The organism is Pseudomonas sp. B21-048, from assembly GCF_024748615.1.
In the GTDB taxonomy this organism is placed as follows: Bacteria; Pseudomonadota; Gammaproteobacteria; order Pseudomonadales; family Pseudomonadaceae; genus Aquipseudomonas.
In genome coordinates this window covers 2,203,977-2,229,198 of the sequence record NZ_CP087168.1, presented here as the reverse complement: position 1 = coordinate 2,229,198, position 25,222 = coordinate 2,203,977, and the positions used below count along the sequence as shown (strand labels likewise).

20 protein-coding genes are annotated in these 25,222 nt (G+C 57.2%); 18 read left to right on the top strand and 2 right to left on the bottom strand.

Annotated elements, in window-relative coordinates:
• The first annotated feature begins 45 nt into the window (after positions 1 to 45).
• The 4 genes from LOY56_RS10360 (at position 46) to LOY56_RS10345 (ending at position 4,770) form a co-directional block, all read left to right on the top strand.
• On the top strand, positions 46 to 1,395 hold the full coding sequence (locus tag LOY56_RS10360) for an APC family permease (protein WP_258621522.1): 1,350 nt from the start codon (positions 46 to 48) through the stop codon (positions 1,393 to 1,395).
• 119 nt (positions 1,396 to 1,514) lie between these two features.
• Positions 1,515 to 2,531, top strand: coding sequence for an arginine N-succinyltransferase (locus tag LOY56_RS10355; RefSeq protein WP_258621520.1), 1,017 nt, complete (start codon positions 1,515 to 1,517; stop codon positions 2,529 to 2,531).
• Between the two features lie 61 nt (positions 2,532 to 2,592).
• Positions 2,593 to 3,627: an arginine N-succinyltransferase gene (astA, locus tag LOY56_RS10350; protein WP_258621516.1), complete on the top strand. Its 1,035-nt coding sequence runs from the start codon at positions 2,593 to 2,595 to the stop codon at positions 3,625 to 3,627.
• A gap of 273 nt (positions 3,628 to 3,900) precedes the next feature.
• Complete coding sequence (locus tag LOY56_RS10345; RefSeq protein WP_258621514.1) at positions 3,901 to 4,770, top strand: oxaloacetate decarboxylase; 870 nt, start codon at positions 3,901 to 3,903, stop codon at positions 4,768 to 4,770.
• A 62-nt stretch (positions 4,771 to 4,832) separates the two neighbouring features.
• Here the strand turns inward: LOY56_RS10345 and LOY56_RS10340 are convergent, their stop codons facing one another.
• Positions 4,833 to 5,906 (bottom strand): diguanylate cyclase, encoded by a 1,074-nt coding sequence (locus LOY56_RS10340; RefSeq protein ID WP_258621511.1) that lies wholly within the window; start codon positions 5,904 to 5,906, stop codon positions 4,833 to 4,835.
• Positions 5,907 to 6,114: 208 nt separating this feature from the next.
• On the opposite strand from LOY56_RS10340, the gene LOY56_RS10335 reads away from it, so the two are divergent.
• The 5 genes from LOY56_RS10335 (at position 6,115) to LOY56_RS10315 (ending at position 12,430) form a co-directional block, all read left to right on the top strand.
• Entirely contained in the window at positions 6,115 to 7,044 is a 930-nt protein-coding gene (locus LOY56_RS10335; RefSeq protein ID WP_258621509.1) for an alpha/beta fold hydrolase, read from the top strand.
• An 88-nt stretch (positions 7,045 to 7,132) separates the two neighbouring features.
• Positions 7,133 to 8,632 (top strand): glycolate oxidase subunit GlcD, encoded by a 1,500-nt coding sequence (gene glcD / locus LOY56_RS10330; protein WP_258622601.1) that lies wholly within the window; start codon positions 7,133 to 7,135, stop codon positions 8,630 to 8,632.
• On the top strand, positions 8,632 to 9,681 hold the full coding sequence (gene glcE, locus LOY56_RS10325) for a glycolate oxidase subunit GlcE (RefSeq protein ID WP_258621508.1): 1,050 nt from the start codon (positions 8,632 to 8,634) through the stop codon (positions 9,679 to 9,681). Before glcD ends, glcE begins: the two co-directional genes overlap by 1 nt.
• Positions 9,682 to 9,693: 12 nt before the next feature.
• On the top strand, positions 9,694 to 10,911 hold the full coding sequence (gene glcF / locus LOY56_RS10320; protein ID WP_258621506.1) for a glycolate oxidase subunit GlcF: 1,218 nt from the start codon (positions 9,694 to 9,696) through the stop codon (positions 10,909 to 10,911).
• Between the two features lie 127 nt (positions 10,912 to 11,038).
• Positions 11,039 to 12,430: a VOC family protein gene (locus LOY56_RS10315; RefSeq protein ID WP_258621504.1), complete on the top strand. Its 1,392-nt coding sequence runs from the start codon at positions 11,039 to 11,041 to the stop codon at positions 12,428 to 12,430.
• A 181-nt stretch (positions 12,431 to 12,611) separates the two neighbouring features.
• On the opposite strand, the gene LOY56_RS10310 is transcribed toward LOY56_RS10315, so the two are convergent.
• Positions 12,612 to 13,289 carry a type 1 glutamine amidotransferase domain-containing protein gene (locus LOY56_RS10310; protein ID WP_258621502.1) on the bottom strand — a complete coding sequence of 226 codons (678 nt, stop codon included), beginning with the start codon at positions 13,287 to 13,289 and terminating at the stop codon, positions 12,612 to 12,614.
• A gap of 400 nt (positions 13,290 to 13,689) precedes the next feature.
• On the opposite strand from LOY56_RS10310, the gene LOY56_RS10305 reads away from it, so the two are divergent.
• The 9 genes from LOY56_RS10305 (at position 13,690) to LOY56_RS10265 (ending at position 25,083) form a co-directional block, all read left to right on the top strand.
• Entirely contained in the window at positions 13,690 to 14,208 is a 519-nt protein-coding gene (locus LOY56_RS10305) for an Hcp family type VI secretion system effector (RefSeq protein WP_258621500.1), read from the top strand.
• A 295-nt stretch (positions 14,209 to 14,503) separates the two neighbouring features.
• On the top strand, positions 14,504 to 15,232 hold the full coding sequence (locus LOY56_RS10300; protein ID WP_408980358.1) for a DUF4123 domain-containing protein: 729 nt from the start codon (positions 14,504 to 14,506) through the stop codon (positions 15,230 to 15,232).
• On the top strand, positions 15,229 to 20,052 hold the full coding sequence (locus LOY56_RS10295; protein WP_258621496.1) for an RHS repeat protein: 4,824 nt from the start codon (positions 15,229 to 15,231) through the stop codon (positions 20,050 to 20,052). Before LOY56_RS10300 ends, LOY56_RS10295 begins: the two co-directional genes overlap by 4 nt.
• 7 nt (positions 20,053 to 20,059) lie before the next feature.
• Positions 20,060 to 20,560, top strand: coding sequence for a DUF2247 family protein (locus LOY56_RS10290; RefSeq protein WP_258621494.1), 501 nt, complete (start codon positions 20,060 to 20,062; stop codon positions 20,558 to 20,560).
• 326 nt (positions 20,561 to 20,886) lie between these two features.
• Positions 20,887 to 21,036, top strand: a complete 150-nt coding sequence (locus tag LOY56_RS10285) for a hypothetical protein (protein ID WP_258621492.1) — start codon at positions 20,887 to 20,889, stop codon at positions 21,034 to 21,036.
• A 320-nt stretch (positions 21,037 to 21,356) separates the two neighbouring features.
• Entirely contained in the window at positions 21,357 to 21,686 is a 330-nt protein-coding gene (locus LOY56_RS10280) for a hypothetical protein (RefSeq protein WP_258621490.1), read from the top strand.
• 570 nt (positions 21,687 to 22,256) lie between these two features.
• Positions 22,257 to 22,631 carry a DUF6124 family protein gene (locus LOY56_RS10275; protein ID WP_258621488.1) on the top strand — a complete coding sequence of 125 codons (375 nt, stop codon included), beginning with the start codon at positions 22,257 to 22,259 and terminating at the stop codon, positions 22,629 to 22,631.
• Complete coding sequence (locus LOY56_RS10270; RefSeq protein WP_258621486.1) at positions 22,628 to 22,894, top strand: hypothetical protein; 267 nt, start codon at positions 22,628 to 22,630, stop codon at positions 22,892 to 22,894. Before LOY56_RS10275 ends, LOY56_RS10270 begins: the two co-directional genes overlap by 4 nt.
• Before the next feature lie 320 nt (positions 22,895 to 23,214).
• Positions 23,215 to 25,083 carry an ATP-binding protein gene (locus LOY56_RS10265; RefSeq protein ID WP_258621483.1) on the top strand — a complete coding sequence of 623 codons (1,869 nt, stop codon included), beginning with the start codon at positions 23,215 to 23,217 and terminating at the stop codon, positions 25,081 to 25,083.
• Positions 25,084 to 25,222: the final 139 nt, after the last annotated feature.

Genomic DNA, 25,222 nt, shown 5'->3' with positions numbered 1-25,222 from the left:
AAACTCGCAGCGTGCGGCTGCTTTCATATCAAGGAGAAGGGCTTCATGGAAATAGAAGAGTTTGGCTACAAGCAAGAGTTGAAACGTAGCCTGTCGCTGACGGACCTGGTGGTGTACGGGATGATCTTCATGATCCCCATCGCCCCGTTCGGCGTTTATGGTTACGTCAACGCCGAAGCCCCGGGGATGGTGCCGCTGGCCTACATCATCGGCATGGTGGCGATGCTGTTCACCGCCCTCAGTTACGGCAGCATGGCCCGGGCCTTTCCGATTGCGGGCTCCGTGTATTCCTACGCACAACGCGGCCTCAACCCGCATGTCGGGTTTATCGCCGGTTGGCTGATGCTGCTCGATTATTTGCTGATTCCGCCACTGCTCTATGTCTACGCGGCGATGGCGCTGAATCATTTGTACCCGGACATCCCGAAAGTCGGCTTCATCCTGGCTTTTCTGGTCAGCGCCACCTTCGTCAACCTGCGGGGCATTACCTTCACCGCGCGGATGAACATCGTCTTTCTACTGGCGCAACTGGTGGTGTTGGGGATCTTCCTGTTCTATGCCTGGAATGCCCTGCACAGTGGCGGCGGAAACGGCGAGCTGACGCTGGCGCCGCTGTATAACCCCGAGACGTTCAACTTCGCACTGCTGATGCAAGCAGTCTCGATTGCCGTGCTGTCGTTCCTCGGTTTCGATGCGATTTCCACCCTCGCCGAAGAGATCAAGGGCGACCCGGGCCGTAGCGTCGGCAAAGCTGCGCTGATCACCTTGCTGGTAATGGGCGCGATCTTTGTCGTGCAAACCTGGATTGCCACCGATCTGGCCGCTGGCCTGGGCTTCAAGTCCGCCGATACGGCGTTCTATGAAATCGCCGAAATCGCCGCCGGCAGCTGGCTGGCCACCCTGACCGCCGTGGCCACCGCCCTGGCCTGGGGCGTCGCGGTCGCGATCACCTCGCAAGCGGCGGTTTCGCGTCTGCTGTTCGGCATGGCCCGAGACGGCAAACTGCCGAAAGTGCTGGCCAGGGTGCACTCGAAACACAACACGCCGTACGTGAGCATCTATCTGGTGGCAGTGCTGTCGCTAGTGATCTGCTACCTGTTCATCAACTCGGTGGACACCCTCACCTCCCTGGTGAACTTCGGCGCTCTGAGCGGCTTCATGTTGCTGCACCTGACCGTGATCAACTACTACTGGCGCCGGCAGAAGTCCGGCCAGGTGATTCGTCACCTGCTCTGCCCGGTGATCGGCTTCATCATCGTCGCCGCCATCATGTACAACATGGGCGTCGATGCACAGAAACTCGGCCTGATCTGGATTGCCCTGGGGCTGGTCTATCTATTCTTCCTCAACAAACGGGGTGCCAGCACGGTCCTACCCGACCCAAGCAATGGCTGACAAGAAAAAGAGCAGCGTCTGACATGAATTCAGGCGACTGCCGATTTAACGCGTGGAAACCGACAGTGATAGTCAGGTTCGGTGCAAATCGCCGAACCCTTTGAGACAGGAGTACATCCATGCTGGTCTTACGCCCAGTGGAGTTAAGCGACCTGACCCAGTTGCAGCAACTGGCGCGCGACAGTCTGGTGGGGGTCACGTCCTTGCCGGACGACACCGAACGCCTGCGCGAGAAAATTCTCGACTCCTGCGCTTCGTTCGAGAAAAACGTCCAGGGGCCTGGCCCGGAGAATTATTTCTTCGTGCTGGAAAATCTCACGACCCGCCGTCTGGTCGGCTGCTCGGAAATCCTCGCCACCGCAGGGTTCAGCGAACCGTTCTACAGTTTGCGCAACCGCCATTTCACCAGCGCCTCACGGGAACTGAACATCGAGCATGGGGTGCCGGCGCTGTCGTTATGCCACGACCTCGGTGGTCACACCTTGCTGCGCGGTTTCCATATCGACACGGCGCTGGAACGCACGCTGTTTTCCGAACTGCTGTCCCGGGCGCGGCTGCTGTTCATCGCCGCCCACACGGTGCGTTTTGCCGAAGCGGTGATCACCGAAATCGTTGGCTACAGTGACGAACAAGGCCAGTCACCCTTCTGGGATGCGCTGGGCAAGCACTTCTTCGACCTGCCGTACGTTGAGGCCGAGCGGCTTTGCGGTCTGCAGAGCCGGAGGTTTCTCGCCGAACTGATGCCGCAATACCCGATCTACGTGCCGATGCTGCCCCCGGCCGCACAGGCATGTATCGGCCGGATTCATCCTGACGGTCAGGAGGCCTTCGACATTCTTGAACGCGAAGGCTTCGAGACCAACAGCTATATCGACCTGTTCGACGGTGGCCCGACGTTGCACGCACGCACCTCGAACATTCGCTCCATCGCCCAAAGCCAGACCGCCGCGGTGCACCCTGGCTCAGCCTCCGACGCCCGCGGCAACTACCTGGTGAGCAACGATTCGTTGAAGGGTTATCGCGCCATCGTCGCCGAGCTCGACTATCGAGCCGGGCAACCTGTGACATTGAGCGCCGAAATGTGCGCGGCCCTGAACGTGACCGACGCCAGTAAGATCCGGTTGATCGCCCTGTGAGCCGCCACCCGCCCCGTGCCCAACGACAGCGCCCGAATGGGCGCGAAGAAGGAGCTGCCTCATGATTCTCCGCCCGGTTCAAGTCACCGACCTGCCCGCCTTGCTGGATCTTGTGCAACGGGCCGCCCCCGGGGTCACCACCCTGCCGGCCAACGAGGAACGCCTGGCCCATCGCGTTCGCTGGGCCCAGCGCACCTTCGCCGAACAGGTCGAGCGCGCGGACGCCGATTACCTGTTCGTGCTCGAAGACGACGATCAACAAGTGGTCGGCGTCAGTGCCCTGACGGGAGCTGTCGGCCTGCGGGAGCCCTGGTACAACTACCGGGTCGGACTCACGGTCAGTTCGTCGCCGGACCTGGGCATTCAGCGCCAGATCCCCACGTTGTTTCTGAGCAACGAAATGACCGGCCAATCGGAAATCTGTTCGCTGTTTTTGCGACACGATCAACGTCATGGCAGTAATGGTCGATTGCTGTCGCTGGGGCGTCTGCTATTCGTTGCCGAATTCCCGCATCTGTTCGGCGACAAGCTCATTGCCGAACTGCGCGGCAGTGCCGATGAACAAGGCTGCTCGCCATTTTGGGACAGTCTGGGCCGGCACTTTTTCAAGATGGATTTCAGCCAAGCCGATCACTTGTCGGGGCTGGGCAGCAAAGCGTTTATCGCCGAACTGATGCCGCGCCAACCACTCTACACTTGCCTGCTTACTGAACAGGCCCAAGCGGTGATCGGCAAACCTCACCCGAACACGGAACCGGCGCTGAAAATCCTCACCGCCGAGGGGTTTACCCATCAGGGCTATGTCGACATTTTTGACGCAGGTCCGGTCATCGAAGCCCCGGTATCGAGAATCCGCACGGTGCGTGACAGCCAACGCCTGGAGCTGGCCATCGGCACGCCCGACGAGCAGGCGCCGGTGTGGCTGATCCATAACCGCCGCCTGGAAAACTGCCGCATTACCACCGCCCAGGCGCGGATGGTCGGCAATAGCCTGATCGTCGACCGACTCACCGCCAAACGCCTGCAACTGCAACCCGGCAACTCGGTCCGTGCCGTGCCGCTGCCTAACCAACAGCGGCAGGCGGTGGCGGCGTGATCGGAAAAGATTGTCCGAACGCGGCCCGAGTCTTCGGCAGCGCCTACATCGGGATGCTGTGCACCCGATAATAACTACATCCTCATTTTTTACCCGTCCCATTCGTTGAACATCCCGCAGCAGCTGCCCCAGGCTGCGATCTTTTGATCTTGCGTCTCCCTGCTCGGCAAATTCGTCATCATTCTTCGCCCGCCCGCGTGATAGCCTTTTGTTACTTTGGCGTTGACACTTTTTGCTCAAGCCCTTCCATTCCTTTGTATTGGTGGAACTCATATGTCCAGGCTGTCACATCAGGATTTGCGCCGTAATTTCCGCCAACTGTTTGCTTCCAATGCCTGCTATCACACCGCGTCGGTCTTTGATCCCATGTCGGCACGCATCGCCGCTGACCTGGGGTTTGAAGTGGGGATCCTCGGTGGTTCGGTCGCGTCGCTGCAGGTGCTGGGCGCCCCCGACTTTGCCTTGATCACCCTGAGCGAGTTCGCCGAGCAGGCGACCCGCATTGGCCGCGTGGCCCAATTACCGGTGATCGCCGATGCCGATCACGGCTATGGCAACGCGCTCAACGTCATGCGCACCATCGTCGAACTCGAACGCGCTGGCGTGGCCGCGCTGACCATTGAAGACACCCTGTTACCGGCACAATTCGGCCGCAAGTCCACCGACTTGACCACAGTCGCCGAAGGCGTCGGCAAGATACGCGCGGCGCTCGAAGCTCGGGTCGACTCGGAAATGGCGATCATTGCGCGGACCCATGCCGGGATCCTGCCGGTTCAGGAAATCATCAGCCGTACCCAGCAATACCAACAGGCGGGGGCGGACGGGATTTGCATGGTGGGCGTGCGGGACTTCGACCACCTCGAACACATTGCCGAGCACCTGAGCGTGCCGCTGATGCTGGTCACCTACGGCAACCCGCTGCTGCGCGACGACAAACGCCTGGCGGAACTGGGCGTGCGCGTCACCATCGATGGCCATGGCGCCTACTTCGCCGCGATCAAAGCCACTTACGACAGCCTGCGCGAACAGCGCCAGATCTTTACCCAGGCGTCGGACCTGAACGCTACTGAGTTGACTCATACCTATACGCAGCCTGAGGACTACATTCTTTGGGCGAAGGAATACATGAGCGTCAAGGAGTGAGGTTCAGCTGAAATGATGCCATCGCGAGCAGGCTCGCCCCCACAGCTGTTTGGGGTGATCGGTCAGACTGAATCGAGCAACGCTTTATACGACTTACCGTCATTGTGGCAGATGACGCGATTGCGGCCGGTGGTCTTGGCTTCGTAGAGCGCCTGGTCGGCATCATTGAGCCAGAGGGTCGCGTCATCATGGGCGGGATTGAAGGCCGCCAGGCCGATGCTCAGACTGACTTTCAGCGCCGGGCTCTGCTCATAACCCAACGTGGCGAAACGATCACGCAGCGCATCCATCGCCACGGCGGCGCGGTCCAGCGGCAGGTCTGGCAGCAACACACAGAATTCGTCGCCGCCATAGCGCCCGGCGACATCCGCTGCCCGCAGGTTCTGCTTGAGCATTTTGCTCAACTGACGCAGGACAATGTCCCCGGCGACATGGCCGTAGGTGTCGTTGATGATTTTGAAATGATCGATGTCGATCAGCGCTATCGCCCCGCCCTGCTGCTGGCGTTGGCAACGCTGAAACTCGATTTCCAGCTGATCTTTCCAGGCCCCGTGATTCAGCAGGCCGGTCAGGCTGTCGGTGCGACTCAGGGCCAGCAACTCGCGCTTGTGACGGCCGAGGGTGTGGGCTTGGCGGAAGCAGATCCAGCCCAGGGACAGCGGATAAATCGACAGCAAAGGCAAGCAGGCGTACAGCTGAAACGGGCTGGTTTGCGGGACAAAAGCCGGCATGAACACCAGCAGCCCGACGCCGATCCCGAGCATCTGCGCAACGGCGCCCACCAACAGAAAACGCAAACCGCCGATGGCCACGTTGTGCATCGCCATCATCGACAGTGTTGCCGCGCTCGGCAGCGGATTGAACTGCATGGCGGCCACCCAGAAACCGCCGAGAAACGCGTCAACCAGAATGTTGCGGTGTTCCGCGTGGTAGGGAACTTTCGCCCGGCGCGCCCATTGATAGGCCATATGCGGCCAAAGCAAGCCATTGATCAGCATCACTCCCCAGACCCAGGGCGCCGGGTCGAGTGGATACATTCCTGCACCGACGCACAATAATCCAAGGGCCAGCCCAAGGATTCGCGACGTATACAGCCTCCTGGCCAATGAAAGTCCCTTTCCTCCCTTTTTTTCCATAGAGGCCTCTGTACGACTGAACGGAGCCTGACAGCACACGGGGGTGAAAGTGTGTTTTGAAGTCTATCAGGGCAACGGCAAATAGCCATCACCGGCTAGCGGTCTGAATTACGTAGCATCGCCATGAGGCGAGTGTCCAATGTTTGTCTATACATGAAGGGAGGGATCGATAAACAACCTGCCCTGATCACCGCAAAGGAATAGCCTGATGCTTCTGTTGGTTGTCTCTATCGCCGTCTTCGTGGCCTGGAGCTGGTTGAGCTACCCGGCCATCGGTTACTGGCTCTATGATTTGAACATGGCGCTGGAGGCCAGGCTGTATCGGTTGCACAAGATCGTTGTGCCGATCACCGAAATGACCGTCTCGACCTGGCAAGGCGGGCCTTACGAAGCCTCCAGCAGTGTGCTGATGCTGCATGGCTTCAGCGCCGACAAGAACATCTGGCTGCGTTTTGCCCGCCACTTTGTCGACGACTACCGGGTGATTATTCCTGACCTTGCGGGGCATGGCGAAACCGGCTTCAAGGCCGGCGGTGGCTATGACATTGCGGTCCAGGCCAAGCGGCTGATCCAGCTGCTCGATATCTGCGGGGTCGAGAAGGTGCACGTGATCGGCAACTCCATGGGCGGTTACATCGCGGCGTGGCTGGCGGCCACCTACCCGGAGCGCATTGTTTCACTGGCGTTGATCGACCCGGCCGGTGTCACCGCCCCGGAGCTCAGCGACATGGAGCGACACCTGGCTCGTGGTCACAACCCTTTTTTGATTCATTCCCGGGAAGAGTTCCAGTATTTCTACGCCATGACCATGGCCTCGCCGCCATGGGTGCCGGGGATCGTGCTGGATGCCGTCGCCCAACGCTATGAACAGCAGCGCGACGAGCTGGAAGAGATCTTCAGGGACTTTCACGCCAGCCCGCCGATGGAGCCGAAACTGCCCGACATCAAATGCCCGGCGCTGCTGCTGTGGGGGCGCAAGGACCGTTTGATCGACGTCAGCAGCGTGCCAGTCTGGAGCAAGGGCATCGTCGATCTGCGGGTGGACATCTGGGACGGTGTCGGCCATATGCCGATGGTTGAGCAACCGGCCAATACGGCGCGGTTGTACCGGGAGTTTTTGGAGACACATCGCTCCTGAGCCCTCCCCCATAGCAGCTGTCGAGCTGCGAGACTGCGTTTGGCAGATAATTCGGGGTGATGTTCAGCGATTCATATGAGGCGCGATGATGAACATTCTTTACGACGAACGCATCGACGGTGTTCTGCCGAACGTAGATAAAGCAGCGCTGCTCAAGGCGTTGCAGCAAGAGGTGCCGGACCTGGACATTCTCTGGCGCGAAGAAGAACTCAAGCCCTACGAATGCGACGGTCTCTCGGCCTATCGCACCACGCCGATGCTGGTCGCCTTGCCTCGGCAACTGGAACAGGTGCAGGCACTGCTCAGGCTCTGTCATGCCCGTAATGTGCCGGTGGTGGCGCGCGGGGCCGGCACCGGCTTGTCCGGCGGTGCGCTGCCATTGGACAAAGGCGTGCTGCTGGTGATGGTGCGGTTCCACAACATTCTGCACATTGACCCCGCCGCCCGCACCGCACGGGTCCAGCCGGGGGTGCGCAACCTGGCGATTTCCCAGGCAGCGGCGCCCTTCGGCCTGTATTACGCGCCGGACCCGTCCTCGCAAATCGCCTGCTCCATCGGCGGCAACGTCGCGGAAAACGCTGGTGGCGTGCATTGCCTCAAATACGGCCTGACCGTGCACAACCTGCTGAAACTCGAAATATTGACCCTTGAAGGCGAACACCTGACCCTCGGCGCCGATTCGCTGGACGCGCCGGGCTTCGACCTGCTGGCGCTGTTCACCGGCTCCGAAGGCTTGCTGGGGATCATCACCGAAGTCACGGTCAAACTGCTGCCCAAACCCCAAGTCGCCAAAGTCCTGCTGGCGAGTTTCGACTCGGTGGAAAAGGCCGGCCGCGCGGTGGCCGAGATCATCGCCGCCGGGATCATCCCCGGAGGCCTGGAGATGATGGACAACCTGGCGATCCGTGCCGCCGAAGATTTCATTCACGCCGGTTACCCGGTGGACGCCGAAGCGATCCTGCTGTGCGAACTGGACGGTGTCGAAGCCGATGTCCACGACGACTGCGAACGAGTCCGCCAGGTGCTGCAACAGGCCGGCGCCAGCGACGTGCGCCAGGCCCGGGACGAAGCCGAACGCGTGCGGTTCTGGGCCGGGCGCAAAAACGCCTTCCCGGCGATCGGCCGCCTCTCGCCGGATTACTACTGCATGGACGGCACCATCCCCCGCCGCGAACTGCCCGGCGTGCTCAAGGGCATTGCCAGCCTGGCGCAGGAATACGGCTTGCGCGTGGCCAACGTTTTCCATGCCGGTGACGGCAACATGCACCCACTGATTCTGTTCGACGCCAACCAGCCCGGTGAACTGGAGCGGGCCGAAGCCCTCGGCGGCAAGATCCTCGAACTGTGCGTGAAAGTCGGTGGCAGCATCACCGGCGAGCACGGCGTCGGCCGGGAGAAAATCAATCAAATGTGCGCGCAGTTCAACAGTGACGAATTGACCCTGTTTCACGCCGTCAAAGCCGCATTCGACCCGCAGGGCCTGCTCAACCCCGGCAAGAACATCCCGACCCTGCACCGCTGCGCCGAATTCGGCGCGATGCACATCCACGCAGGAGAACTGCCGTTTCCTGAGCTGGAGCGTTTCTGATGCCGGACTTCGATGCCAGTGCGGCCCTGCTGGAGCAGGTCAGGCAGGCGCGGGAGAACGCCACGCCACTGCGCATTCAGGGCGGTAATACCAAGGTGTTTCTTGGCCGTGAAGTGGCTGGAGAAATACTCGACACCCGCGCCCATCGCGGTATCGTCAGCTATGACCCGACGGAGCTGGTGATCAGCGTTCGCGCTGGCACGCCGCTGAGTGAACTGTTTGCCGCACTGGACGCAGCGGGGCAAATGTTGCCCTGCGAGCCGCCGTCGTTCGGTGAAGGCGCCACCGTCGGCGGGATGATCGCGACGGGGCTGTCCGGGCCGCGGCGCCCGTGGTCCGGTTCAGTGCGCGATTTTGTCCTCGGTACGCGGGTGATCAGCGGCCTCGGCACCCACCTGCGCTTCGGCGGTGAAGTGATGAAAAACGTTGCCGGCTACGACCTCTCGCGCCTGATGGTGGGTAGTTATGGCTGCCTCGGCGTGCTGACCGAAGTTTCGCTCAAAGTGCTGCCCAAACCCCGGCAATGCTTGAGCATCAGCCTGGACATCGATTGTGCCCACGCCTTGGCCAATCTGGCGCAATGGGGCCAGCAACCGCTGCCCATCAGCGCCGCCAGCCACGACGGCAAGCGTTTGTATCTGCGCCTGGAAGGCGGCGAGGGTTCGGTCACGGCCGCCCATCAACGGCTCGGCGGCGAGCCGTTGGACTCCGTTTATTGGGCCGACCTGAACGAACAACGACTAGACTTTTTTAATGAGGGCTTGGCGCTGTGGCGCTTGTCATTGCCCAACAACCTCGGGCCTCTGGACTTGCCCGGTGAGCAACTGATCGACTGGGGCGGCGCGCAACGCTGGTTGAAATCCGCGGCTGACAACATTCAGTCGCGAGCCCGTGAACTCGGCGGCCACGCCACCTGTTTCAGCCATGGCGTCAGCGAAACGCCTTTCCAGCCGCTGGCCCCGGCACTGCTGCGCTATCACCGGCAACTCAAGGCGCAACTGGACCCGCAAGGGCTGTTCAATCCCGGCCGGATGTACGCGGAGCTTTAGGGGGCGTTCTTCATGCAAACCAACCTTAGCGAACAGTCCAAACTACTGCCCCGCGCCGAAGAAGCGGACAAGATTCTGCGCACCTGTGTGCATTGCGGGTTCTGCAACGCGACGTGCCCGACCTATCAACTGCTGGGTGACGAACTGGACGGGCCGCGCGGGCGCATCTACCTGATCAAGCAAGTGCTCGAAGGCGCCCCTGCCACGGCCAAAGCCCAGTTGCACCTGGATCGCTGCCTGACCTGCCGCAACTGCGAAACCACCTGCCCGTCCGGGGTGGATTATCACAACCTGCTGGACATTGGCCGCGCCGTGATCGATCAAGCGGTGCCGCGCCCGGCCAGTCAGCGGTTGTTGCGCCAAGGGCTGCGGGCATTGGCGCCGAACCCGAATCTGTTCAGGACTTTGCTGCAAATCGGCGCCACATTCCGGCCGTTGCTGCCACGGGGCGTCGAGGCGAAGTTGCCCCACGACCTCCCCGCCGCAGGCGAGCGCCCTGCTCCTCGGCATGCTCGCCGGGTGCTGATGCTCGAAGGCTGCGTGCAACCTGGTCTGTCGCCCAACACCAATGCCGCGACCGCGCGGGTGCTGGATCGATTGGGGATCAGCGTGATCCCGGCGCCAAACGCCGGTTGCTGCGGCGCGCTGGACTATCACCTCGACGCCCAAGCCATGGGCCTGGACCGCGCCCGACGCAACATCGACGCTTGGTGGCCGCACCTGGAAAACGGCGCCGAAGCCATCGTGCAAACCGCCAGCGGTTGCGGCGCGTTCATCAAGGATTACGGGCATCTGCTGGAGCGCGATCCGGTGTATGCGGTCAAGGCCCGGCGAGTCAGCGAACTGGCCCTGGACCTGGTGCAAGTGCTGGCCGATGAACCTTTGGAACGGGTTTGCGCAGCCACCGACCAGCGGATCGCCTTCCACTGCCCCTGCACGTTGCAGCACGCGCAGAAACTCGGCGGCGCGGTAGAAGCCGTGCTGACGCGATTGGGCTTCAATCTCACGGCGGTGCCCGACAGTCATTTGTGTTGCGGCTCGGCCGGTACCTACTCGATCACCCAACCGGTACTGGCGCGGCAATTGCGCGATAACAAACTCAACGCACTGGAAAGCGGCCACCCTGAGGTCATCGTCACCGCCAACATCGGCTGTCAGAGCCACCTCAACAGCGCCGGACGAACGCCAGTCAGGCACTGGATCGAACTGGTGGACCAAGTGCTGCGCTGACTCAACCCTCCTGCGTTGCAAGAACAGTCCTTGGCAGAATGAAGTTCGTCAGAAACTTCGTTTGTCGGCGCCGCCGAAGGCTGCGATCTTTTCTCGCATTCATCACACCGCGCCAGGAATTTTTTTCATGAGCCATCCGAACTTCGTCAGCCCTGACCTGATCCGCCAACGCTTCTCCAAAGCGATGTCCGACATGTACCGCGAAGAAGTGCCGCTGTACGGCGCGCTGATGGAGCTGGTGGAACAGACCAACCGCCGCGTGCTGGACAGCGATCCGCAGATCGCCCGACAGCTGAACAGTACTGGTGAAATCCAGCGACTGGACCTGGAGCGCCACGGTGCGATCCGCGTCGGCACCGCCGCTGAACTGGCAACCCTCGCCCGCCTGTTTGCGGTAATGGGCATGCAACCGGTGGGCTATTACGACCTGACCCCGGCCGGCGTGCCGGTGCATTCCACCGCGTTCCGCGCCGTGCATGAGGCGGCGTTGCAGGTCAGCCCGTTCCGGGTGTTCACCTCGCTGCTGCGCCTGGAACTGATCGAAGACGCCGAACTGCGGGCTTTTGCCCAGTCGGTGCTGGACACGCGCTCGATCTTTACCCCGGCGGCATTGGCCCTTATCGAACGCGCTGAAACCCAGGGCGGCCTGACTGAATACGAGACGCAGGACTTTGTCACACAAGCCCTGGAAACCTTCCGCTGGCACCACAGCGCCACCGTCACCGCCGCGCAATACCAGCAACTGAGCGCCCAGCATCGACTGATCGCCGACGTGGTGGCGTTCAAAGGCCCGCACATCAACCACCTGACGCCACGAACCCTGGACATCGACATCGTCCAGGCACAAATGCCCGCCCATGGCATCACCCCCAAAGCGGTGATCGAAGGCCCTCCCCGCCGCCGATGCCCGATCCTGCTGCGCCAAACCAGTTTCAAGGCGCTGGATGAGCCGATTGCTTTTACCGATCAGGCCGAAACCCGTGGCAGCCACAGCGCCCGCTTCGGTGAAATCGAACAACGCGGCGCGGCGCTCACCCCCAAGGGCCGGGCGCTTTATGACCGCTTGCTCAACGCTGCCCGGGATGAACTCAAGGATTTTCCCAACGAAGCCAACGCCGCACACTACAACGCGCTAATGACGCAGCACTTCGGCGAATTCCCTGACACCCTCGAGGCCATGCGCCAACAGGAGCTGGCGTACTTTCGCTACTTCGTGACGGAAAAAGGCCTGGCGGCGGATGAACTGAAAGGCGCGTCGCTGGAGGATTTGCTCAGAGGTGGCTATGTGCGGGTTGAACCACTGGTGTACGAAGACTTTTTGCCGGTCAGTGCGGCGGGGATTTTTCAGTCCAACCTGGGGGATGCGGCGCAAACCCACTATGGCGTGCATTCGAACCGGCAAGCGTTCGAAAAGGCCTTGGGAAGGTCGACGATTGATGAGTTGGGGCTGTATGCGCAGACGCAACAGCGGTCGATCGAGGAGTGCTGCAAGACATTGGGGTTAGCGAATCTGACTTGACCCAAAGAGCTTTCAGTCAAACACACTTTGTGACGAGGAAGCTTGCTCCCGCTTGAGTGCGTAGCACTCACAAAATCTGCGCTTGTACGCAGAGTTTTGGGGCCGCTGCGCAGCCCAACGTCGGAACGCCGCCCGGAGCAAGCTCGCTCGCCACATAAATTCGACCGATGGCTATCTGGGTTTACTCCAGCTTCGCCAACAACGCCTTGGCGGTCGCTTCCGACGAGGCCGGGTTCTGACCGGTCAACAACAGACCCTCCGCGACCATGTAACTCGCCCAGTCATCCGCCTTGGAGTACAGGCCACCGTTGGCCCTGAGCATGTCCTCCACCAAAAACGGCACCACGTCCGTCAGCTGCACAGCGGCTTCTTCGGAATTGGTGAAGCCCGTCACACGCTTGCCTTTGACCAATGGCTGGCCGTCCGCATCCTTGACATGACGCAACACCCCCGGCGCGTGACAGACCGCCGCCACCGGTTTGCCCGCCTTGTAAAACGCCTCGATCAAGGCAATTGAAAAGGTGTCTTCAGCCAGATCCCACAGCGGACCATGCCCGCCTGGATAGAAAACAGCATCGTAATCTTCGGCCCTCACAGTACTCAGCAGCCCGGTAGACGCCAAGGCGGACTGGGCAGCAGGATCCTTGCGAAAGCGATCGGTGGCCGCGGTTTGCGCGTCCGGCTCGTCGCTTTTGGGGTCCAGTGGTGGCTGGCCGCCCTTGGGTGAAACCAGGGTCAGCTGCGCACCTGCATCCTTGAAGGTGTAATACGGGGCGGCGAATTCTTCGAGCCAGAAGCCGGTTTTCTTGCCGGTGTTACCCAATTGATCGTGGGACGTTAAAACCATCAGGATTTTCATGTCGTTCTCCAGTCGATGTCAGGCTTGTTCAGTGATCTCGGCGTTGGATTTGACCTCCGGGCAGCGCTGTTCGTTGCGCCCATTGCCGGGGGCGATGGCTCAAGGCCTTGATGCGCAAAAAGTTGCGCAACTATTTCGGGGAAAAGTCCTCCAGCGATGCTGGACGCCAGGTTTATCAAGCCCTCCAGCCAAGTGCGCAATAGGTTGCGCAGTGGTGCGCAACCTATTGCGCACTTTTTCAGCTGATCCTTGCCGAAAATTTTTTCGGCGTTGGATAAACCGCCTCAACTACCTGTTTTATATAACTTTAATCATCTACGGCACGGTCCTTGATAACAGTCAGGCACCCGCCGGGCAATTTTGCCTCCCGGGCCCTAACTTTTTAGCAAGGAGCACTTCCATGGCTACACCCGCGTACATGTCCGTTACTGGTGAGAAACAAGGCCTGATCACTGCTGGCGCGTTCACCGCTGACTCGGTTGGCAACACCTACCAGGAAGGTCACGAAGACCAGGTCATGGTTCAGGCTTTCAGCCACGACGTGATCATCCCGCGTGATCCACAGTCCGGCCAACCGACCGGTCAGCGCGTACACAAGCCAGTCGTGATCACCAAGGTCTACGACAAGTCTTCGCCACTGCTGCAAGCGGCGCTGACCTCCGGCGAGCGCATGAGCGAAATCGTTATCCAGTGGTACCGCACCTCGGCCCAAGGGACCCAGGAGCACTACTACACCACCCAACTGGAAGACGCGATCATCGTCGCCATCAACAACAAAATGCACAACTGCCAGGACCCGTCGAATTCGCACTTCACGCACCTGGAAGAAGTGCAATTCACCTACCGCAAAATCACCTGGACCCACGAAGTATCCGGTACCTCGGGTTCCGATGACTGGCGTTCCCCGGTCGCAGGTTAAGTCCGGCCGAGCGTTTCAAGCATCGACCAGCGCTGCTGGTCGATGTTGTTTGCGGCCCTTCCAGAATTTCGCGTCCGTTGATCCGGTTTTCGGGTGTCAACGCACGCCGCAGCATTGCACGAGGAACAAGGGATGTTCGCGCCGGCCGATCAGACTCACTTTGCCCTGACCATCGAGGGTCTGGAACACGATCTCCAGGTCCTTGCCCTGCCCACCGCAAAGTCGAGCCCCAGTAACGCGCCATTCTGTGAAGAGTGCGAGAAATGCAAGGCAGGTGCTTGTGCGATCTGATCTTTTGACTCCTCAAGCGTGGCTGGCTGAACGGCCGTTGCAGACGGGTGAGTGTTTGTACTTGATCGTCAGCGCGGCCAGCGATGCCGAAGCGCTCAAAACCCTTTACCAACATGAACCCACAACCCAGGCGATGCCGATCTGGGGCGGCACACCCTACGCAGCTTGGCAGCCGGTGATGCCCTACCTCACCGAGTTGAAACCCAACTCAAGCTTTCTGTCGTGGATTGCCGAAACGGATGCCCTCGATTGGGGGTGGCTGGCCGTTTCCAGCAGCGAACCGGACGTGGTGTTCAAACACCTGCGTAGCCTCACTCAGGTTCGGATGCCGGATGGCACTGACGTGTTTTTCCGGTTCTGGGATGGGCGGCATATCTACCCGATTCTGGATGGGCTCGGCGATGCCGCCGGTGAAGTACTGCCGGTGTTTGATCGGTACCTGATCAATGGGAAGAGCTTGGAAGTTGGGCCGCGCGCGGTGCCGCCGGCGAAGGGCTGGCCTTGGTGGGAAGTGCCTACGGCGCTGCTGGATAGTTTGACCAAGCAGAATCCGTCGACCGTCATCGGCAACATGATGCAGTGGCTGCTGGATGAGCATGCCGACCTGTACTTCTCGTTCCCCGAATCCAACCTGCGAACAAAAGTGGCGCGCTTCGTAAAACGCACGCCACTCACGGAAGAGAATTTCACCGGGCTGTTGAAGGCCCATCTGGAAAATGAGGTGGCTGTATGAGCATTTTGATGGGTGAGATTGTAGGCAACCTCACGGCAAAACAACCTGATGCTCAGGCCATCATCAGTGACTTCAAGAAGTGCCTGAAGGATTACCGTGAGCATGCCGAGGCCTGGTACGGCGGTGTGCTGGACGCGGAACAGCAATTCAAGGTCGGTGATGAGGTCGGCACTCAGGACAAGGACAGCAAGAAGGAAAACACCCTTTATGCCAACTGCCCGGCAAACGGCAAGCTCACGCTTGTGCATAGCTTCGAGTCTGCGCGATTTGTTCCGATCGGCAATACGCCGGTCCGTCTGGTGCCTGTGGTGGAGGGCGGGTTCATCGGCAAGAACGAAGCCGGACCGGAAATCAACAAGACAATCGACTCGACCGGGATTCTGGAAGTCACCGGCCTCACGCCCAATCAGCAATACAAAATCACGTTCTTCCCGAACCCTACTCGCGCGCAGATCGACAGCCTGTTCAACTCCTATCAGGGCGTGATCGGCGATTTGAGCGGCTGGTTGCAGACTGAATGGAGTACCAGTTTCCTACCGCTTTGGCAGGCACATACCGATGCATCGATGGGTGGCCGTGTCCTGCAGGAACTGGAGGCCGCATGGGAAGGCTTTCTGAAAGCGATCATGGGTTTGTGGGGCGACATCAAAAGCCTCTACAACCTGATTGCGCATCCTCGGGAGAACTACGAGAAGCTGAAAAACTTCTTCACCGAAGAGCAAATCAAGAAAATTTATGACGCCTCCGCTGAGGCCATTCACACCGCCCTGTTGATCGCCAGCGATGAACCACTAATGTGGATCTACGTTGCCGCCATCATGGCCTGGGTGAAGATGCTACCACCGCAGACATGCACGGAAGTGCTGGCTCAGCTGACCACAGAGTTCCTGCTGAACATCCTGGTCGGTATCGTCCTGACCGGTGGTCTCGGCCTGGCCGTGCGCATTGGCACGAAGGTAGTTAAAGCCACGCAAAACAGCGGCAAAGTTGTGAAACTGATTGAAGACTTTACCGGCATGCTGATGAAAGTCAGCAAAACAAGCGCCACACCGCATACAGAGGCTGCTCGGCCTTTACTGCTTAATGGCAATTCGGCATTCAACCCGGCACGTAAAGCCAACGTTGAGATCGCCCCGCCCAAACCCGCCGAAACAGCAACGGCGCCGAAGAAAAAACCACCTGTCGTAGGTGGAAAAGTGGAAACGGATGCGCAGATCCAGGCGCGCGGCAAAACTGAAAGCGCCACACGTGTCGAGCAAAAAGAGGCGGTCGACAACGCACCAAATCAATCAAAAAACCCGGCTGACCAACCCACCGAGTGTGCCAACAAAACCTGCCTCAAAGACGACCCGATTTCGATGGTGACGGGCGAGGAATTGCTGACCCTCTCCGATGGCGAGTTGGGTGGCTTGTTGCCGCTGGAATGGACGCGCCTTTACCGAAGCAGTGCGGTCGAAATCGACTGCCGTCTTGGCCATGGTTGGAGCCATTCCCTGTCTCATCGTTTGCAACTGGACGATGAAGGTGTGCTGTGGACGGACAACGAAAACCGCCAGATCCGCTTCCCGATGCCAACCGAACAACGCCCGGCTATCACCAACAGTCTGGCGCAGGCGGCAATTTACTTGGGCGATGCTCCCGGTGAACTGATCCTTACCCAGGCGGGGCCAAAAGCACGCTTCTATCACTTCCGTGCCGGGCGATTGATCACCATCAGCGATGCCTATGACAATCGGGTGCATATCAGTTATGACCTGGTCGACCGCATTCAACGCATCGACAACGGCGCAGGCCGCGCCTTGCTGCTGCGTTACGACGACCGTCATATCGCCGCGGTGGATCATCAGCAACAACGCTCCGAGTACAACGAGCGCGGTGAGCGCCAGGATCCATGGCTAACCCTTCAGACCTTGGTCTCGTACCGCTATAACACGCGTAATCAGCTCGTATCCTCGACCAATACAGCAGGTGAAACCGAGCATTACCGCTACAACGATCAGCACGTCATTCTGGAACGGCAACTGGCCGGTGGTGCCAGTTTTTTCTGGGAATGGGAGCGTGAAGGCAAGTTTTCCCGTTGCGTCCGTCACTGGGCTAACTACTCGCAGCTGGAAGCGCGTTACGAGTGGGATGACAAAGGTTCAGTGACTGCTTACAACGCCGACGGCAGCGAGCATGTCTACGTGCATGACAAGAATGCGCGTTTGATCAGCGAGACCGCTCCCGATGGCGGGGAAACGCGGAAAGCCTATGACGATCAGGGTCGTCTGGTCGCAGTAAAAGACCCGATGGGCGCCATCACCGAGTATCAGTACAGCGATGCCGGGCGCTTGATGGCCGTCATCCCGCCAGAAGACGAACCGACCCGTTACAACTACTTCAATGGTCAACTCATTGATGTCCAGCGAGGTAAAACGCGCTGGAAGTACGAGCGTAACCGTCAAGGCGATATCACCCAGCAAACCGACCCTCACGGCGCCGAAACCCATTACAGCTACGACCGTCAAGGCCGTCTGCTGGAAATCCGTCATCCCGACGGCAGCCGTCACCAACTGGGCTGGAACAACCTCGGCCAACTGCTGGAAGAACGCCTGCCTGACGGCGGCCAACGCAAGTACCGTTACGACGCGCTAGGTCGGCAGATCACCCGTCAAGAAGAAACCGGCGCCATCACCCATTACCAATGGGACGCAGTTGATCGCCTGACACAAATCACCCTTCCTGGCGGCGCCACCCGCGCCTTCACCTATAACCCGTATGGTCGCGTCACCGCCGAACGGGATGAACTCGGGCGCATCACCCGCTACGAATACGCCGACAACCTGCACCTGGTGAGCCGCCGCATCAACCCCGATGGCAGCCAGCTGCGTTACCGCTACGACAACTCGCGCCTGCTGCTCACCGAGATTGAAAATGAACGCGGCGAGCACTACCACCTCGACTACTACCCGAACGGGTTGATCCAGCAGGAAACCGGGTTCGACGGTCGCCGCACCGCCTACGAATACGACCTCAACGGTCGGTTGCTGAAGAAGACCGAGTTCGGCGACGACGGCAGCGAGCTGGTGACCGAGTACCAGCGTGACGCTGCTGGCCGCCTGCTGGTGAAAACCTTGGCCGACGGCGAAGAAATTCACTACAGCTATGACGCCCTCGGTCGCCTCGTTAACGTTGACGACGGCAACTGGCCGCTGGCGTACGAATATGACCTGCAAGACCGCCTCATCACCGAACACCAGGGTTGGGGCACCCTGCGTTACGAGTACGACAATGTAGGCCAACTGAAGCACTGCCGCCTGCCGGACGCCAGCAAGCTCGACTACCGCCATCAGCCCGGTGGCCGGTTGAGCAGCATCGACCTCAACGGCTCGCGCCTGACCAGCCACCAGTTCAACGCTGGCCGCGAACAACAGCGCCAACAAGGCCTGCTGCTCAGCCAATACCAGTACGACGAACAGGGTCGGTTGCAAGCACACAACGTCAGCCAGCGCGAAAAGAATCTGTTCCAGCGCCGCTACACCTACGACGCCAACGGCAACCTCGCCGGCATCGACGACAACCGCAAAGGTAACCGCAGCTACCACTACGACCCGCTTGATCGCCTGATCAACGTCCGTGGCAGCACGCCTGAAAGCTTCGCCCACGACCCGGCAGGTAACTTGCTGGGCCAAGGCGACCAACCAACCGCGAACCTTGCCAACGTCAAAGGCAATCGCCTATTGATGCAGGGCGATCGCCATTACGACTACGACGCGTACGGCAATCTGATCCGCGAACGTCGCGGTACCGGCCAGAAACTCGTCACTGAGTACCGTTACGACTGCCAGCACCGTTTGATCGGCGTCAGCCTGCCGGGTGGCAGCATCGCGAGCTACAAATACGACGCCTTCGGCCGTCGCATCGCCAAAACCGTCGATGGCCACACCACCGAGTTCCTGTGGCAAGGCGAACATCTCATCGCTGAAAGCGCGGATAACCGCTATCGCAGCTACATCTACGAACCCGGCAGCTTCCGCCCGCTGGCCATGCTCGATGGTGAAGGCCCGCTGAAGGCCGCGCCGTTCTACTACCAACTCGACCACCTCGGCACCCCGCAGGAACTCACCGACTACAGCGGCGAGATCATGTGGTCGGCGAAATACCGCGCCTACGGTAATCTCGCCGCACTCGACATCGCCGAAATCGACAACCCGCTACGCTTTCAGGGCCAGTATTTCGATGCCGAGACAGGGTTACATTACAACCGGCATCGCTACTACAATCCGGGGACTGGACGGTTTCTGACGCCGGATCTGATCAAGCTGGCGGGTGGGTTGAACAACTACCAATACGTGCCTAACCCTACGGGGTGGGTGGATCCGTTGGGGTTGAATAACTGTCCGGGTGATAGCCTTACTTCATCAAGTGCGGTAAAAAATCCGGCCACTAAGGCGGCAGTCAATGAAGGATCGCCTAGCACCCCAGAGCCTCGGGATAACTCGGCCCATAATGTAGCTCTCTTTGAGCGACAACGTGCTGGCTATGCTGCACAAGAAATAAATGCAGCTCAACCAATAGGAAACGCTCTGAAAGAGGATCCAATGCACAGAGCACCTAGCTATGTCGTTGATCAGATACCTGCAAAGGGAAGAGTATTTCCGCTCAAGGGCGGAGATGGAACAAATAACACGTTCACACAAATGGAGGGAACAATGAATAATAAACGTGGCGTTTTCGAATGGATTGTAAATTCAAAACTAGAGCTAACTCACCAACGATTCATCCCAGATGGAAAAATAACTGGTACACCAAACCAAATCCCATCAAGACTGCCCAAGTAGATACAAAATGAAAAATCTTCCGCTCGACGGCCATTACATATACAAAAAAACTCCATGGATAAATTGGAAAGAGCTTCTATATGGATTCGAGCACGGTTTTATAGATGAAAAAGGAGTATCGGAATACGCCTGTGAAACCCTAACAGAAAAGTCCTCACAAGAAGCAATTGAGCTCGCCTCATTGCTACCTCAAGAAAATTATTTGGCAAGCGACTTACTCCAATCCCTGGCAGACAAGGACCTCTCACCAGCAACAGACACCACCAAACCTTGGATTTTTTTATTACTTTCCTTTTTACTTGAGCATCAAGAAGACTATGAAGATCCGCTTGAAATAATTGAAGAGCTGTACGCAGACTTCGACTACCCAGAAGAAATTACCTCTTTAGTTAGATACATGCCTGCCCCCGAAGGAATCGAAGGATCCGAAGAGCGGCTATTTGAAAATTGGAAAATTATCTTATCAGCTTATAAAGATTTTTTCGAACAACAGAACAGATTCATTTAATAAGAAGCAAAAAAAAGAGGACAGCTTTATAGACAACAAACAACAAAGGGGACCAACAAAGGGGACAGATTTATTTTCTACGCACTCATGAAAATAAATCTGTCCCCTTTGGCTCTATACTCATTCAGCCGCACAACTTATCACTCCAATAGAGTATAGCGACAAAATAAAATCCTTAATTGAAAGGTTAGACACCATCAAAATAACCACAACTGAAGTACCAGAAACCATTCAAAGTTTTCAAAACAAAAACCCAGCATAAACAAATGGCAAGTAATCAGAAAAAGGGGCAATGACTTCATCTTGTCCAACAAGAGTCACCCCCCATGAAAAATTATGAAAAAGACGAGACTTATGAAAAGCTTCACTCATGGATCGGCGACTCGGAAGAGTCAAACTGGACTGAATGCAGTACAGAGCTTGTTGCAAAGTCAGTCTTTATAGACTTTAAAGATCAGCAATGGGAACGATTTTAGCAAGAAATACTTCAGAAACCAGAGTATTGGCAACAGCGTTGCGCCGTTTCATTGGGAGAAGATAGAACAGAGCACGCAATTAAACTCCTAAAACTATTACTTTCCAGTTCCTGCTACAAAGATGTAAAACACATCGCAATATACGAACTCGACTGGGCAGAAGTACCTGTTGAAAAACGATACGCACCTTTTATCAAAAAAATTATAGAGACAACGCCTATTGCTGAAATTGAGCCTGAACTCAATAGTTTACTTGCCAAAGCTGAGGCGGCAGAAAAATAATAAAAAAGGAACACGGAAAAACATGAAGAAAATATAAAGTGGACAGATTTATTTTTTACGCGCTCATGAAAATAAATCCGTCCCCTTTTTTGTTCGTCCCCTTTTTTGTTATAGACTTCAAAAATCAGCAATGGGAACGATTAGAGCAAGAAATACTACAAAAGCCTGAGTATTGGCAACAGCGTTGCGCCGTTTCTTTGGGAGAAGACAGAACAGAGCAAGCGATTAAACTCCTAAAACTATTGCTTTCCAGCTCCTGCTACATAGATGTAAAAATCATCGCAACATACGAACTCGACTGGGCAGAAGTACCTATAGAAAAAATACGCGCCTTTCATCAGAGAGCTTATAGAGACAACACCTATTGATGAAATTGAGCCAGAACTCAACAGATTACTCGCCAAAGCTGAAGCAGCAGAAAACTAATCACAAAAAAGCATATAAAGCCATATAAGGACTATAAAGGGGACAGATTTATTTTCTACGCACTCATGAAAATAAATCTGTCCCCTTTGGCCGCCCTTTGGCTCGTCCCCTTTGGCTCTGCTTTGGCTCTCCCTTTGGCTCCTGAAAAAAAATCAAAAAATATTCCTCTGCGGTATCCACGAATACGCCTGACAAGAGCGTCGGACATTTCCTGCAAGACACAGCGCTTTCGCGAACTTGCGCACAGCCACCCTTACCGATAACCTTCGTCCGTCGCTGCAAATTCAGCGACCGGTTTTGACAGATCGAACGTTATCAAGGCATGCAAGTGCCGCTATGTGAACAGTTGGCACTTTTTTTATGCCCGCAGTTCCGTATTATGGCGGCTGTGCGTGGGGCACCTTCGGGTGCGCCGGGTTCCTTGATCCTCGGTCTGTCAACCCGCGCACAGCTGCCACCCATCCTGTTTGACAGCGGGTAGTGGCAGCTCCATTTGATCAAGGAGCTTCACCATGAAAAAGATCACTCCCAATCCCCCTGAAACCCCGGACGCTTCCGACTCCCTCGACCCCCTCCAACTCAGCCAAGCAACCCAACGCACCATCGGCGCCCGCCTCCGCGACCCAAAAACCCCCGACCCCATCAGCCACGTTTTCACCCTCCTCCCCAACATCGACACCGAAACCCTGCTAAGCCACGCCTGCGAAACCCTCGCCTCGCTTAACGTGCTGACGACCGACTTTGCTTGTGAACTCGAAGGCTCGCACCGCAGCCTAGCGCTATCGATTCAGCAATTGGCCGTGCTGGGTGAATTGTTGGTAAACCGGGCGCTGGATAATCTCGATCCACCCGGTGGGGTGTCCGATGTTCAGGAGGTGCAGCCATGACTCGATACATGCCGATTACCGGCATCGACTGCACGATCCCTTCCCTGTTGATCGATACCGAAGCGCCTGTCGACGTGTTGCACGACACGGCGGCGTATCGCATTCGCAGCGTCACTCAACTGTTGGAAACGCTTTCCCTGGGCGAAGCGCTTGGTGGTGATGCTGCGCTGTTGCAAGAGTTTGCGCGGGTGTTGGCCATCCCGTTGCGCGATGGCTGCGATTTGCTGGATGTGGTAGGACGGCGGTTGCGAACGCTACTTTAAATCACCAATAACAATGGGCGATCCAAGGTAAGGTCGCCCATTTTTATGTCCGAAACTTTTAAACATCGCCTCCCAGACTTATGCACGCAGCACTTCGCAAGCGTTGTTAAAAATTGTCTTTAAACTTCTGATCAATCCAAAAAACCGACTCAACATGGTGAACAAAAAACCAAAAAACTGGCTATTCGGTCAAGTAATACCTCACCGCCTCACCGCCTCACCTGAAAACAGCGAAAACAGCGAAAACAGCGAAAACAAAAAAATGGTTTTCAGCCCACCTTCAAATTATGCTTGGGCCTACAGTATGGAGGCTGTGATTTATGTTCAAACTCAAACGGACCACATGGATTTTTCTCCTGGTCTACACCGTAGGTGTCAGTGGCTATATCTACTACCTCTACGTCGAGACTCAAGGCATTCTCACTGACAATGTTAATAACAAGCTGCTGCATGCCGCGTTGGGGGCTTCGGCCATTCTTGGCGACCGCTACCATGACAATCTGATCGACAAACAGTCCAAATCCGAAACGGAAGACTGGAATGCCATCCAGCGGCTCTCCCGGTTTAACGATTCCATGGGTACGGCCTTTGTCTACAGCGTGGTCAAACGCTCGGGCAAGGCTTATCTGGTCAGCTCCAGCGCATCGAAAAAAGAGATCCTGGAAAAGAATTTCGTACGCTTTTTCGATCCCTACCCGGATGCCAGTCAAGCTTTACTCGACAGTTTTGAGCGCACCGAACCTACCTGGATCGACTACTCGGATCACTGGGGAGACTTTCGCGCCGTCTTCGTCCCAATGAAATCGCAGGACGGTACGATTTATGTTGCGGGTGCGGAGATGATCTTGACGGATTACTACCAGCAACTTAATCAGGACTCCCTGCACCATATCATCCTGGCCATTCTGGTATTCCTCGTCTTCAGCCTTATACGCATGCGTGCTCATCTCCAGCAACTGCAAATAAACGAGGAGGTGTTGAGTCAGGCAAAAAAAGCCGCCGAGGACGCTGATCGTTCAAAAACCAGTTTCTTGGCCACCATGAGTCATGAAATCCGCACGCCCATGTACGGTGTTATCGGCGCGACCGAGTTGCTGGCAAGGTCCGCCCTGAACCCCGAGCAAAGCAGTCTGCTAAAAACGATTAATACAAGTGGACAAGCCCTGCTGTCTCTTATCGACAACATTCTCGACCTTGCAAAAATCGAAGCAGGCAAACTTGAATTGAAGCCTCGTGTCTTCGAAATAAGAGCGCTGGTTTCATCCAGTATTGAAATGATCCGGCAAAACCTTCAGGACAAGCCAATAGTGCTTGAGGCCCGGGTATCACCCAACGTACCTCACTTAGTCAAAACCGATACCAATTGCCTTCGCCAGATATTGATCAACTTGTTGGGCAATGCGGTTAAATTCACCGAGGCCGGAAAAATATCGCTCATGGTCACGACTAGCGGTTACGGCACTCGAGCCCGACTCGAATTCTCCATATGCGATACCGGCATAGGTATCCCCATGGAACGGCAAGACAGCCTGTTCAAGCCCTTTGCTCAGTTTAAAGGACCGACCAGTCAGCGCTTTACCGGAAGTGGGCTCGGTCTTTCCATCTGCAAAAATCTGGTCGAGGCGCAGCTGGGGACTTTATCCTTTACCAGTCAGTCTGGCGTCGGATCGACGTTCTCCTTCTCACTCCCCATGGAGCTTTTTTCAGTCTCGGAACTCCCCATCCAGGACGACCCTGCATCGGTCGATTTCGACTCATCTTTTGCCGAGGATTACCCGCTCGATATCTTGCTGGTGGAAAACCATCTTGTGAGTCAGAAAGTTGCCATGGCGATGTTACAAGAGCTGGGTTATGCACCCCACCTTGCGTCAGATGGCCTGGAAGCAGTAAATCATTGTATGACTTCGACTCCCGATATCATTTTTATGGATATCAATATGCCTGTTATGGATGGGCTAGAGGCCATCCATAAAATCCGCCAACTAGCACTGCGCAATATTTCCTACATCGTTGCGTTCACCGCGAGTGCTTTTTCGAGCGAAATAGAACGTTTCAGGGCCGCCGGTGCCAATGACATTTTAACCAAACCGACGACCTTTCAGGCCTTGACCCACGTGCTTCAGCGGGCAGCCAACTATCGGCAGCAGCTCCAGGCCAGCACGCCGGTAGTGGATACAATTTCAGATTGAAATGGACTCAGGATACAAACGTCATTACGGAAAACCTCGATTCCCCCGCTGGAGTATCGGCGCCACCGCTTTAACCCAGCCCATAAAATGGGCGACCCTCAAGGTCGCCCATTTTTATATCCAAAACTTTTAAAATCGT

What these genes read in the sequence shown, in the direction of transcription:
- LOY56_RS10360 (WP_258621522.1), top strand. Translation starts at nt 46, where the DNA reads ATGGAAATAGAAGAGTTTGGCTACAAGCAAGAGTTGAAACGTAGCCTG.
- LOY56_RS10355 (WP_258621520.1), top strand. Translation starts at nt 1,515, where the DNA reads ATGCTGGTCTTACGCCCAGTGGAGTTAAGCGACCTGACCCAGTTGCAG.
- astA (WP_258621516.1), top strand. Translation starts at nt 2,593, where the DNA reads ATGATTCTCCGCCCGGTTCAAGTCACCGACCTGCCCGCCTTGCTGGAT.
- LOY56_RS10345 (WP_258621514.1), top strand. Translation starts at nt 3,901, where the DNA reads ATGTCCAGGCTGTCACATCAGGATTTGCGCCGTAATTTCCGCCAACTG.
- LOY56_RS10340 (WP_258621511.1), bottom strand. Translation starts at nt 5,906, where the DNA reads ATGGAAAAAAAGGGAGGAAAGGGACTTTCATTGGCCAGGAGGCTGTAT.
- LOY56_RS10335 (WP_258621509.1), top strand. Translation starts at nt 6,115, where the DNA reads ATGCTTCTGTTGGTTGTCTCTATCGCCGTCTTCGTGGCCTGGAGCTGG.
- glcD (WP_258622601.1), top strand. Translation starts at nt 7,133, where the DNA reads ATGAACATTCTTTACGACGAACGCATCGACGGTGTTCTGCCGAACGTA.
- glcE (WP_258621508.1), top strand. Translation starts at nt 8,632, where the DNA reads ATGCCGGACTTCGATGCCAGTGCGGCCCTGCTGGAGCAGGTCAGGCAG.
- glcF (WP_258621506.1), top strand. Translation starts at nt 9,694, where the DNA reads ATGCAAACCAACCTTAGCGAACAGTCCAAACTACTGCCCCGCGCCGAA.
- LOY56_RS10315 (WP_258621504.1), top strand. Translation starts at nt 11,039, where the DNA reads ATGAGCCATCCGAACTTCGTCAGCCCTGACCTGATCCGCCAACGCTTC.
- LOY56_RS10310 (WP_258621502.1), bottom strand. Translation starts at nt 13,289, where the DNA reads ATGAAAATCCTGATGGTTTTAACGTCCCACGATCAATTGGGTAACACC.
- LOY56_RS10305 (WP_258621500.1), top strand. Translation starts at nt 13,690, where the DNA reads ATGGCTACACCCGCGTACATGTCCGTTACTGGTGAGAAACAAGGCCTG.
- LOY56_RS10295 (WP_258621496.1), top strand. Translation starts at nt 15,229, where the DNA reads ATGAGCATTTTGATGGGTGAGATTGTAGGCAACCTCACGGCAAAACAA.
- LOY56_RS10290 (WP_258621494.1), top strand. Translation starts at nt 20,060, where the DNA reads ATGAAAAATCTTCCGCTCGACGGCCATTACATATACAAAAAAACTCCA.
- LOY56_RS10285 (WP_258621492.1), top strand. Translation starts at nt 20,887, where the DNA reads ATGAAAAATTATGAAAAAGACGAGACTTATGAAAAGCTTCACTCATGG.
- LOY56_RS10275 (WP_258621488.1), top strand. Translation starts at nt 22,257, where the DNA reads ATGAAAAAGATCACTCCCAATCCCCCTGAAACCCCGGACGCTTCCGAC.
- LOY56_RS10270 (WP_258621486.1), top strand. Translation starts at nt 22,628, where the DNA reads ATGACTCGATACATGCCGATTACCGGCATCGACTGCACGATCCCTTCC.
- LOY56_RS10265 (WP_258621483.1), top strand. Translation starts at nt 23,215, where the DNA reads ATGTTCAAACTCAAACGGACCACATGGATTTTTCTCCTGGTCTACACC.